Annotated in this window: 8 protein-coding genes and 3 pseudogenes; 2 read left to right on the forward strand and 9 right to left on the reverse strand. The window is 64.9% G+C overall.

The annotated features are described in order from the left end of the window. Positions 1–36 precede the first annotated feature (36 nt). Together ACIQF4_RS03360 and ACIQF4_RS03365 are read right to left on the reverse strand one after the other, a co-directional pair. On the reverse strand, positions 37–381 hold the full coding sequence (locus ACIQF4_RS03360; protein ID WP_400517771.1) for a hypothetical protein: 345 nt from the start codon (positions 379–381) through the stop codon (positions 37–39). Positions 382–440: 59 nt separating this feature from the next. Further along, complete coding sequence (locus ACIQF4_RS03365) at positions 441–1,955, reverse strand: recombinase family protein (protein ID WP_400517772.1); 1,515 nt, start codon at positions 1,953–1,955, stop codon at positions 441–443. 22 nt (positions 1,956–1,977) lie between these two features. Here ACIQF4_RS03365 and ACIQF4_RS03370 point away from each other — a divergent pair. Next, a pseudogene (locus ACIQF4_RS03370) lies at positions 1,978–2,592 on the forward strand (magnesium chelatase domain-containing protein); the annotation flags it as partial. A gap of 623 nt (positions 2,593–3,215) precedes the next feature. Here ACIQF4_RS03370 and ACIQF4_RS03375 read toward each other — a convergent pair. From ACIQF4_RS03375 to ACIQF4_RS03405, 7 genes and pseudogenes are all read right to left on the reverse strand, one after another. Continuing rightward, positions 3,216–5,534, reverse strand: a complete 2,319-nt coding sequence (locus ACIQF4_RS03375; RefSeq protein WP_377087172.1) for a SulP family inorganic anion transporter — start codon at positions 5,532–5,534, stop codon at positions 3,216–3,218. 261 nt (positions 5,535–5,795) lie between these two features. Then, on the reverse strand, positions 5,796–6,020 hold the full coding sequence (locus ACIQF4_RS03380; RefSeq protein ID WP_191079188.1) for a hypothetical protein: 225 nt from the start codon (positions 6,018–6,020) through the stop codon (positions 5,796–5,798). A gap of 36 nt (positions 6,021–6,056) precedes the next feature. Next, positions 6,057–6,210: pseudogene (locus ACIQF4_RS03385) on the reverse strand (IS110 family transposase); the annotation flags it as partial. A gap of 206 nt (positions 6,211–6,416) precedes the next feature. Further along, a complete protein-coding gene (locus ACIQF4_RS03390; protein ID WP_191079187.1) occupies positions 6,417–7,055 on the reverse strand; it encodes a hypothetical protein in 639 nt (212 codons plus the stop codon). Between the two features lie 224 nt (positions 7,056–7,279). Continuing rightward, the gene (locus ACIQF4_RS03395; protein WP_223883698.1) at positions 7,280–8,536 is read right to left on the reverse strand and encodes a ZIP family metal transporter; all 1,257 of its coding nucleotides are present in this window, start codon (positions 8,534–8,536) and stop codon (positions 7,280–7,282) included. Beyond that, positions 8,533–8,904, reverse strand: coding sequence for a multicopper oxidase domain-containing protein (locus tag ACIQF4_RS03400; protein WP_377087169.1), 372 nt, complete (start codon positions 8,902–8,904; stop codon positions 8,533–8,535). Before ACIQF4_RS03400 ends, ACIQF4_RS03395 begins: the two co-directional genes overlap by 4 nt. A gap of 86 nt (positions 8,905–8,990) precedes the next feature. Beyond that, a pseudogene (locus ACIQF4_RS03405) lies at positions 8,991–9,341 on the reverse strand (multicopper oxidase domain-containing protein); the annotation flags it as partial. A gap of 256 nt (positions 9,342–9,597) precedes the next feature. Between ACIQF4_RS03405 and ACIQF4_RS03410 the strand changes: the two are divergent. Next, positions 9,598–11,058 carry a multicopper oxidase family protein gene (locus ACIQF4_RS03410; RefSeq protein WP_191079186.1) on the forward strand — a complete coding sequence of 487 codons (1,461 nt, stop codon included), beginning with the start codon at positions 9,598–9,600 and terminating at the stop codon, positions 11,056–11,058. The last annotated feature ends 373 nt before the right edge of the window (positions 11,059–11,431 follow it).

Consider the following 11,431-nt stretch of genomic DNA (forward strand, 5'->3'; position numbering starts at 1 on the left):
GGGCGTTTACACGCCGCTTCCGGCGTCTGACGGGCCTTAGGCGGCAGGTCCGATTATTTTCAGGACTGGATGCGAGTAGCTCACGGCCTCGCTCGCGCGCTCGCCGTTCTTCGGCGTAGAGGAGACGTCGACGGTTTCCAGTGTCGCGCTGGCGGGGCCGTCGATCTCTTCGAGCCGCTCCCTCACCTCGTCCTGGACTAGCTGAGACGCGAAGGCGAAAGACTTACTAGTAAGGGTTAGGGCGCCGAGCTCCGGCAGGGCGCCCAGGCGGAAGCTAAGGGTTATCGCGAAGTCGCGAAGCTCGGGCCGCCTTCCGTTTAGGAAGTAGCCCTCCTGCTTCAGCGCGTCCGGGCCGCTAATGATTATGTCGATTTTGCTCATGTTTGGGAGCGTACAAAGAAGCCCCGACTTCGCACTAGACGGAGACGGGGCTTTCGAAGTTAGTCCGCGCGGGCCGCGTCCAGGAGGTACGCCTCGATATCGGCCAGGTCCGGCTCCGTCCAGCGCCAGGGGATCTCGACGCGGCTCCAGTCGATTTTGACGGAGCGGGTCAGCGCGGGCGAGACGACGATCGGGCCAGTGAGCGCGGAGGCAATCAGAGAGCGGCGGCCGTCGACGTCGCGCTTCTCCCAGGCTTCCGCGAAGGTGTCGCCGGTCCGGACCTCTTCCAGGACAGACTCGACCGGGACTGAGGCCAGGACCTCGCGCCGGGCGCGGAGCATGGTCAGCCGCTCGACGAGGGCGCCGAAATCAGCGTCGGGAGAAGCCATATCCGCCGCCGTCGAGGCGATGGCTTGCTCGACTTCCGCGAGCTCGCCAGTGTCGCGGCTCGTCTCGCGCATTTCGACGACCTCGAAGCTCCCGAAGACTTCCAGGAATTGAGCGGCGACGAAGTCCTCGACGTGAAGGGCGGAGATACTTACCTTCCTTGGGCAAGCGCCAGCGGGGGAGCCGCAGACGTAGCGGAAGACCCGCTTCCCATTTTTCGCGAAGTCTCCTTGTCCGGCGCGCATGATCCGGCCGCAGGAGGCGCAAGCCAGGTGTCCGGAGAGGAGGCGGGTCGCGACCTTGCGGCCGGTGCGGGCCTTGCGGCCCCAGTCGCCGCGCGAGCGGAGGAGAGCGCGGACCTCGCGCATTTCGGAAGGCGTCACGATCGCGGGCCATACCTGCTCCGGGAGGCCGTCCTCGCCCAGGAGCGGCCGGCTCGCCCGCGTCGAGTCGCCTTTCATCCGGTGAGTCATGTAGCCCAGGAGGCCGTCGCGTTGCATGACGTCGGCCAGGGTCGAGGCGTTCCACTTCGCCGCGCGGCGCGGAGGGCGGCCCTCCTCGTTTAGGATCTTCGCCGTCATATAGGCGGACTTCCCGGAGAGGATCAGGTCGAAGGCGCGCCGGACGGTCGCGGCCTCGTCCGGGCGGATCTCCAGGGCGCGACCCTTGCCGGAGGGATGCGGGATGGGCCGGTATCCGAAGCAAGGCTCGCCGGAGTGGCGGCGCGTCTCGCGCTGATGCTTGCGGGCGGAGCTTACGCGAGTCTGGACGTTTTCCCGCTCCATACGACCGACCTCGGCGATCAGCGAGACGTGCATCCTCCAGGTTTGGGCGTCGGAGCGGATACCGTCACCCAGGGCCACGAAGAGCGCCGGGAGCCCGGAGGCTTCGCGCTCGTCGATCGTCTCGACGAGGTCGGCGACGGCGCGGACGCCCTGGCGGCTCCAGCGGTCGAACTTCCAAACGGCGATAATGTCGGCGGAGCCCTCGCGGAGCATTTCCAGGGCGCGGTCGGCCTTCAGTCGTCGCTTACCTCCTGATAGCCCGTCATCAGTGAGTACCTCGACAACCTCCCAGCCTTCGCGGGCAGCCAGGTCGCGGAGGTCCTTCTCCTGGCGGACAATAGACGTCGACTCGTCCGTCGTGACGGAGAGGCGGAGATACAGGACGGCGCGCTTCTGGTTCATTCGGAGCATGTGTCTTTTATACGACATCGGCCAGACCCTTCCGGCCTTCGTGCTCCTCGGCCTGCCGGACGCCTCCCTCAACGAGGCCAAGGAAAGGATCCGCTCGGCCGCGAAGAACTCCGGAATTCCCTTGAGCCGCCGGAAGATCACCGCCAACCTCATCCCTGCCTCCCTGCCCAAGCGGGGATCCGGATTCGACTTGGCGGTGACCATGGCCGTGCTCCGCGCCGCCAATGACATCAAACCCACCGGGCGGACGGTGTTTATCGCCGAGCTGGGACTCGACGGCCGGCTGCGCCCGGTCCGTGGCATCCTTCCAGCTGTGATGGCGTCGGTGCAGGCCGGATATCCGGATATCGTGGTGGCGCAGGCAAACTTTGCCGAGGCGTCCTTGGTTCCTGATGCGCACGTGCGGGGATACAGCACCCTTGCCCGGCTGGCGCTGGACTTCGGCGCGGACCCCCAGGAGCTTGCGCTGGATTTCGAGCCCGAGGACGCGGACGGCACCGGGGATGCATTCGCGGAAGCCGGCCCCTATCCTGACATGGCTGACGTCTCCGGCCAGGGCGATGCCCGGCGCGCATTGGAAGTCGCAGCCGCCGGGGCACACCACCTGCTGCTGACGGGCCCGCCGGGGGTATGCCCTTAACCATGTATGCGTGAAGGGCATAAGCGGTGCTGACTTGCCGTCAAACATGCGCGTGACATTCATCGCGCGGAAGCAGCGCCTGCCCGAGCCCGGCCGAGCGGCTGCCCGGGCTCACCGTGCGACGTGCGAGCGGTGAGCGCGGACCTCGACACGGCGATGAAAGCCAGTGGGCTAAGCCATCTAACCGCGGCCTCCGGTGTCCGCCTAGTTCTTTCGGTCGGTTCCGCGAGTGTGGTGGCGATGCTCCGGCGAGCAGCGCTGGGTACAGAAGCGTTCCCAATGCGGCAGAGCGGTGAGCAGCTTGCCTCAGAGCCCTTCGCTCAGCTTGTCGCCATTCCCGTCCTCGTCTTCAAGGGATTCAGATCAGCTTGGGTGCCTGGTTTGACGGCGGCTGGATGCTTTGGCTCTCCGCCGTGCTCCTGACCTCATCGCAGTGGCACGACTAAGCAATCCGCAACTCAGCTACCTCCCGTGGCCTCAAGCCCATCCAGCGGCAGCATGCGGCTGGGCTTGTCCCCACGGCCTTCTGTGAAAGCCCGCTCACCCCGACACGCCGTGAAAGCCGGAGTGTCGGGGCCATGGCCGCGTCGAGGGTCGTGAAGGGACGCCGCCTAGCGAAGCGCCATGCTCGGATCCAGCTGCTCGATGCCCTGCGGGGTCACCAGGACCACGCGGGCCGTAGAGATGTCGTAGAACAGACCAGTGGCCTGTACCTGTCCGGAAGCCAAGGCGGGACCGGTGACCGGGTGTTCTTCGAGCTTTCTGAGTTGGACGGCGACGTTGACCATGCTGAGCTGGTCGAGGTGGCTGTACCCTGCGGCTTCAGCGGCCAACGCCACGGGGTGACCGGCCACGGGGTGACCGGCCACGAGTTCGCGGTAGCTTGGCCGGGCGTGTTCCAACCAGGCATCGAAGCCCGCTCCCAGTGCGGCATTCGAAGCACCCTGGGCATCAGCCAGCACGGCCTTCATCGCGCCGCAGTTGGAGTGGCCGCAGACCGCGATCGAGTCCACGGACAGTCCCTTGACCGCGAAGGACAGCGCCGAATCGATCGAGGCATCGCGGCCGTCGCTGCACACGACGTTGCCGATGTTCCGGAGAGTCAGGAGGTCACCGGGGCCGCTGCTGGTGATGAGGTTCGGGTTGACCCGGGAGTCGACGCAGGCGACGAACAGTGTGTCCGGATTCTGTCCCTCGGTGAGATCCTGTACCAGCGGCCGAACCTTGTCCGCGTAGCGCCGGTGGTATTTGTCGATGCCCAGGAGAATTGACCGCAGCGGCAGCCGCCCGCCGTCGGCGTCCTCTGCTTGGTGGGCGCTGTCCAGAGGTGACGGCTGCCAGGATGTGCGGGGCGGCAGCGGGAATTCGCGGGGGTCCTGGCGCTGGGGTGTGTTGTCCGCGGCATCGCGGAACGCCGTGGTGCCGTGCTCCTCGAGAGTCACGGTCCCGCCCGTGTCCCGGTGCTGCCGCTGCCAGGCGAGCAAAGCCTCGCGGAAAGCATGATCGAGGTAGTCGGCGTTGAGTTCGACTACAGTGTCCTGGCCCTCGGGCACGGAATGGAGAGCGCGATTGAGCCGCGGCAGGGCGAAGAAGCTGCAGGAACCGGCGATCGTAACGCGCCACGGAAGTCGTTGTGCGGACGGTGCGTGCGTGTGGATTTGCGCCCGGAGCACGCGCCACAAAACGCACAGGGCAGCGAGTGCGAGGCCAATGATCACGCCTTCGAGCAGGTTGAGGAACACGACGCAGACCAGGGTGACCACGTAGACGAGGAGGTCCCCGGTGCGCAGGCTCGTCCTGATGTCGGCGACTTTGATGAGCTTTGCACCGATGACCAACAGCAGCCCCGCCAGAACGGCCAGCGGAATCAATTGGATGAGGCCGGCGAACAGGGCGGAGAACACAAGGACCCAGACGCCGTGGAGGATGGCGGACGCGCGGCTTGCGGCGCCGGCTTCCACGTTGGTGGCGCTGCGGACGATCACACCCGTCACCGGTAAACCGCCGAGCATGCCGGAGAGAATGTTCGCCGAGCCTTGGCCGATGAGCTCGCGGTTGAGATGTGAGCGCGGGCCGGTGTGCATCTTATCCACGGCCACCGCGCACAGCAGCGACTCAATGCTCGCGATCAACGCGACCGTGATGACGGCTGTTGCAGCGCCGCGCCAGTTGCCGTCCGGCAGATTCGGCAGGGCGATGGCGTCGAACAGGGAACCGTTGAAGCTGATGCGCGCCACGTTAGGGGCTACCGCCACGGACAACGCAGTGACAGCGACGACGGCGACGAGCGGGCCGGGGATTTTCCGCACCGCGGCCGGGAGGTACTTCCAGGCAAGAAGAATGGCTACGACGGTGAGGCCGAGTAGGGCTGAATGCAGCTCCACGTTGATGATCGCCGCAGGAACGGCGGCGAGGTTTTCGACGGCGGAACCGGCCGCGTTGCCGCCGAGCAGAACGTGCAACTGCTGCAGGATGATCGTGATGCCAATGCCGGCCAGCATGGCCTTGACCACCACCGGCGACACGGCCAGCGCGGCGCGCCCTGCGCGGCTGACCCCCAGTAGGAGCTGCATGACGCCGGCAGCAGCGGTGATCGCGCATGTCACTTGCCAGCCGAACTCGTCCACTAGGCCGGCAACGACGACGGTCAGGCCGGCCGCCGGGCCGCTCACCTGCAAAGGGGAGCCGCCCAGAGTGCCCGCGACAATTCCTCCGACGGCCGCCGCGATAAGGCCGGCCATGACTGGTGCCCCCGAGGCTGCGGCGATGCCCAGTGAGAGCGGGAGGGCGACAAGGAAGACGACGAGTGATGCGGGAAGGTCGGCGCCGAGGGAGCTGAGGAAACTTGGTTTCTTGATTCTCTGGGGTCTTCGGCCCGGCGGGGTGTGGGCGTCATTGGGGACGGTGGCGGAACCTGATGAATGCGGCATGGAGTTTCCTTTGCTCGGGAACGCTGAACCCCTTTAGCGTAGGAAGGCTGTCATGTGCAGTGACAAGTTGATGTGACAAGCGTGACCAAGTTGTCGAGTATGGGCCGTCATGTGGGGACCAACGGGAACTTTTGTGGGGGCACTGCGCGTTAGGGAGACCTTGCGCTACAACTCGACGGCGGTCAGCCGGTGCACTTCCGGCATTCAGTGAAGACGACTTCGGTGACCCCGTAGTGTCCTGAGGACCTGCCGATGGAGTGGCTAAGCTCGGGCAACGAGGTGGTACGCGTAAAGCAGAGGCGCATCCACGCTGGATGCGGTGATTTCCACAGGGCCCGATTCCGGAATCAGGATTTTAATACTTTCGCGCGCACCGGTGCAGACCGCACCAAAGTCAATCAACTCGCGTTCTTCCACCCGTGCCGTAAGGAAGGCTTTGCCGCCGCCTTCGCACACGAACGTGAGGGTGTAGTTGCCCTCCGGCACGTTCACGATGCTGGCAACGTGTCCCTATGCTTTTGGTCAAGCGGCCTGGGGAACTTTTTCCTGGTAGAGGGTTCCGTTTTTGAGCATGGCGCAGATGACTCGCAGCGGCGCCGGGCGAGGCAGATGATGGCAGCGTTGTGTTTCTTCCCTTCGTGCGTTTCCGCTCGTAGTAGGCCAATGGATAAGGATCGGAACGCCATCCTTTCAATAACCCGCTATCGGCTTCTACCCTTGATGCCAGCTGCTGTGTTGACCCAACGGGCGCGCTTGCGGAGAAGATCACACCTTCGCTGGCGACGTAAGGGCCCTGCGAGCCAATTCGGACCGGAAATACCGACGTTACCCGCAACGAATTCAGGTGCATCAGTTCCGCTGCCCACTGTCCGGGCAGGCTGGTCAGGGCCGACCGGCGCCCAGCCGGACTTCCCGGCGGCCCAGAAGCACCGCCGCTCCTCCCACAGCCAGGCTCAGCAGGAGAAGCACCCAGCCCGAAACAGCGAGGGTGGACGCCAAAACCACCGAGCCTGCGTCGGGCGTTGGCGTGGCCAGGGCCGCATCAATAGCCACATTGCCCCAAAGCCGGATAACAACAAACAGCAGGGGTCCAGCCCACATCGCCCAGCGTAAGGCTTTTCTGGGCACGTTCGTGCCGATCAGCAGGAGCCAGCTGAAGCCGAAAATGAGCGGAAACAGTGTGCCGGCGGTCTTGTGGACGTAGTTCAGCTGCCCGCGGGCTTCGTCATCCATGGCTGCCCGGAGCTGCTGAAGGTATTCGGTGGAGAAGCCGCCCACGAGAGAATCCGGCATGGCGAGGCCGCCGGTCAGCTGGGTCATCTGGTTCAGTGTGAGCAGGTGCAGGTACCAGAACAGGAACAGGCTGGCTACGACGCCGGCAATGACGATCGGGTTGCCGTTGGACTGCGCCTTCTGCAGCGACCGGGTGGTGGTGGGGTTGATCACCGGAGGCAGCTGGTGTTCGGGTACCACGGCCTTGTTGCCGTGCTTTTTGATGCGCTGGGCGGGAGTCTTGGCCATGGCCCTATTATCCCGCGGCGGCTGGATCCATTAGGACAATACCTGATTGAACAGCCGGGAACTGGCGAGAAGTCCCACCGGCAAGAACGCGTCGCATGATGCTGGCTGCTGGCAGGACGGCGCGAGGCACCCCTGGTCCCGTGCCACAGCACTGCATGGAGCCACCCCGCCGTCGGTACTGTCATGGCGCGGCAGCGGGGTCCTGTGCCCATTCCGTGGCGGTTTCAGGCGACGACGAGCAGTCCGGTTGCGAACATGACGGCGATGCCGGCCAGGATGCCGCCGGCGGTCAGTGGCGTGAGTGTCTTTCCGTCGTGGTCTTTGAGGAGCGGCAGGAGCTTGACGGCGACCTGCCCGACGGCTCCGGCGCCCACGCCGAGCAGGAAGGCGCCCAGTGTGGGCTGGTAGACGGTGGCTCCGATGAGTGCCCCGAGCACGGCTGGTGCCCCGGCGATCAGTCCCAGGGCCGCGAGCCGGCCCAGGGAGGGACGGGTGCGGGCCAGGGGTGTGACGATGGCCAGACCCTCGGTGGTGTTGTGGATGGCGAAACCGACAATCAGGGACGCGCCGAGGGCCAATGATCCGATTGCGTAGGCGGAGCCGATGGCAAGACCCTCGCCCAGGTTGTGCAGCCCGATGCCGACGGCGATCAGCAGGGCCAGGCGCCCGGGCGGGAGTGCGGCAGGCTGCGCGGCCGCGTGCAGCTCCTGGCGGCGTCGCATCCAGGCATCGGTGGCTTCCAGAACCAGGTAGGAGAGCAGGGCTCCGAGGATCACGACCAGTGGTCCGCCGAAGGAGCTGTTGCCGGCGACAAGGTCGAAGGCCTCGAAGGTGGCGTCGAAGGTCAGGAAGGCCAGCAGCCCGACGGTGACGCCAAGAAGTCCGCGCACCCACGCCGCCGAGGAGCGCCGGACGAAGGGCATCCAGAGCATGCCCAGGGCCACCGGAATGATTCCGACGTATACGCCGAGCAGGGCCATGAGGCCCAGAAAGGAGCCGTCACGTTCAGGGCTCAGGGCGGCGGCGTCGATCGCCGCGGTGATTTTGCCTCCGATGGAGGTCACCAGGGCAATCTCGTAGGGGTCACCGTCCACCCAGTGGTAGCTGACGGTGATGGTGGTGGACTGCAGCGGGGCCATGACCTCCGCGGTCTGGCTGAAGGGCGCGTAGTAGTCCGAGACATTGACCTGGGCGATGGAGACCGGGTCAGGGCCCTGGTTGCGGACCGTGAGAATGATCTGACCCGGGGTCAGCCGGATGTCTTCGACAGCCACGTCTTCCTTGGGTGGAACCCCCTCGCCGAGCCGGGACAGCCCGGGTCCATTCAGGAGCGAAAACAGGCCCAGCAGGACCGCGATCAGCACCAGGGGCCCGAGGCCGAGCAGCCAGCGCGGTTTCGGCGGCCGCGGCGCTGCGCCTCCTGCCGTTTGTGTGGTGCTCGTAGTGTCTGTCGTCGTGGTTGTGGTGTCTGTGCGGGTCATGACGGGCTCACTTCGAAGAAGCCCATCCAGCCGAGTTCGGCGAATTCGGTTTTGTGGGCGTGGAACATGTATTTGCCCGGGTACGGGAACCGGAGCTCCAGGATCCCCCGTTGGCCCTGCATCTGGGAGATGGTGTCCGTGTATTCGCTGGGGGTCAGCATGGTCCCGGTCGGGTAGTAGTGGAAGAAGTTCCCGTGCACGTGGAAGGAATTGATCGGGTCGTATTCCAGGACGTTGATCAGGTGGATCCGCACCAGTTCGTTCTGCTTGACCTGGACCGGGTAGTCCATGAAGTGGAACGGCAGCCCGTTGACGGAGTAGAACTCGTTGTCGTCACCGCCGTCCGTGTTGTACCCGTTCGTGACCATGACCATCTCGTTGTCGGCCTTGGGCCGGGTTCGATGATGAAGCCGCCGTAGAGTCCCTTGGCGATGTGGGGGGCCAGCGGTGACTGGTGGCAGTGGTACAAGTGGGTGCCGAACGGTGTGGCATCGAATTCGTAGGTGAAGCTCTGCCCGGGGGCGATGGACCCGGCGCCGATCCCGGGCGTGCCGTCCATCTCGGCCGTGTGGATTCCGTGGAAGTGGATGGTGTGGGGGTGGGCTCCGGCGTTGGTGAAGTGGATCTTCAGTGCATCGCCTTCCTTCGCCCAGAGGGTCGGTCCGGGAATCCGGCCGTTGTAGCTCCAGCCCGGGAACGTCACCCCCGGCGCGATCTCAAAATCCTTATCGACCGCGACGGCAGGACCCTGCGCGAATGGGACATCGTCGCGCTCACCAGCATCCGCGTGGCAGGGAACGGCCACGAGCTCGACCTCGGATCAGCGGCCGCCGATTCAATCTGGGTCGTAGCCGCCTGAAAGCGCCGCTAAGCGTTTACCTGCACCACCGTTCCGGTCCGGCCGGAACGATGGTGCCTGACTCCTGGCGACAGAAACACCTGCATTGTGTGAATCCCGGCGATCGCCAGGACCTGCGGGAAGTCATGATCCTGGGTTCAACGAACCAAACCCCTCGTTTAGCGTGCCGTGGCCGACTTTGCTTGCACGTTAGGCTGGAGGGGTGAATCCCCCTGTTTCCCGGCGCGCGTTCCTGCTCGGAGCGGCAGGCGCCGCAGCCCTGACCGTGACCGGTTGCAGGAACGGCGACACACGCGCGGCGTTCTCCACCGTCGGGACCTTGGACTTCGCCAATCCTCTGGGCATTCCGCCGCTGGCTGATTCGATGACCGCAGCGGACGGAACCCGGGTCTTCGAGTTAACCGCGGAGGCCGGAAGCAGCCGTTTCCTGCCGGACAGGACGACTCCTACCTGGGGGTATAACGGAGCGTTTCTGGGTCCCACCCTCAGGGCGCGCCGCGGTGAGAAGGTCCGCGTCACCGTCGTGAACGCCTTGGAGGAGTCAACGACCGTGCACTGGCACGGCATGCGGCTGCCCGCCGTTTTCGACGGCGGCCCCCACCAGATCATCAATCCCGGCGCTGTCTGGACCCCTGAATGGACCGTGGACCAGCCCGAGGCCACCCTGTGGTACCACCCGCACCCCCATGGGCAGACCGAAGCGCAGATGACCCGCGGTCTGGCGGGGATGTTCATTATTGACGGCGACGAGCCGGTTCAGGGCCTGCCCTTCGAGTACGGGGTGGATGATGTTCCCGTCGTCGTCCAGGACCGGACCTTTGGTGATGATGGATCCTTCCGGCCGGGCCCGCCCGCCCAGACCGGGCTGCTGGGCGACACGGTCCTTGTCAACGGTACCTGCAACCCGCACCTGGCCGTCACAACGGAGGCTGTACGGCTGCGGCTCCTCAACGCTGCGACCGCACGCATCTTCAATTTCGGTTTCGCCGATAACCGGCAGTTCCAGGTGGTAGGCAGCGACGGCGGCCTGCTGCCGGCACCCGTTGCTGTTGGGAGGCTGCTGCTCTCACCGGGGGAGCGGGCCGAAATCGTGGTCCGGTTCACGCCCGGGGAACAGCCCGTGCTCCGGTCCTTTCCCCACGAACTGGGGATGAGCAGGGAATTTAACGACGGCGCCGGCGGCAACGACGTGCTGGACCTGCTGCAGTTCAGGGCCGCCGATAAGCTGGCCGGTTCACCGCAACTGCCCGAACGCTTGGCCGACCTCGAGCCTGTTGACCCGAAAATGTCGGCGGCAACGCGCAGCTTCATTCTCAAAGGCATGTACATCAACGGGCGCATGATGGACATGTCCCGGATCGACGCGACCGTCGGCGCCGGCACGGTGGAAATATGGATGGTCAGCAACATCGATAACCAGCCGCACAGCTTCCACGTCCACGGGGTGCAGTTCCGGATCCTGGAACTCAACGGCGCCGATCCTGGCCCGGAATTCTCCGGGTGGAAGGACACCGTGTTCCTGCCGGTAGGGACCTCGGCGCGGATTGCCTTGAAGTTCGGCCGCCATACCGACCCGGAGACGGCCTACATGTACCACTGCCATTTGGTACGGCACGCCGACCAGGGCATGATGGGCCAGTTCATAGTCGTCCAACCACAATGAAGCCAAGAAACAGAGGCCTTCATTGTGCTCTAAAGAGACTGACGGCCGCCACTAGGGCTCGGAACAGTACATCGGTATGGGGACGTTCTGACGCCGCCAGCACGACAGCTCTTGTACCCGGCCAAAGAGGAACAAGGTTCAAGTCTTCCTGTTGACGCCTTGGCGTCAGATTTGGATGTACCTGAACCTGGACGTACACCTGGCACGCCAGTCGATTTTCCGGCTGGGTTACCCTGGCCACCCACGAGGCGGATTGTTTTGATCAGACTGGTCCTAAACCTCGATCCACCGATGAGCTTGGGTGACAAGCGGGTGCCGTGACGCAGAAATGCCCCTCTGATCAGGAAGAATAGTGATTGTCTAGACCGCTGTT

It is taken from the genome of Pseudarthrobacter sp. NPDC092202, assembly GCF_044755505.1.
Taxonomy (GTDB): Bacteria; Actinomycetota; Actinomycetes; order Actinomycetales; family Micrococcaceae; genus Arthrobacter.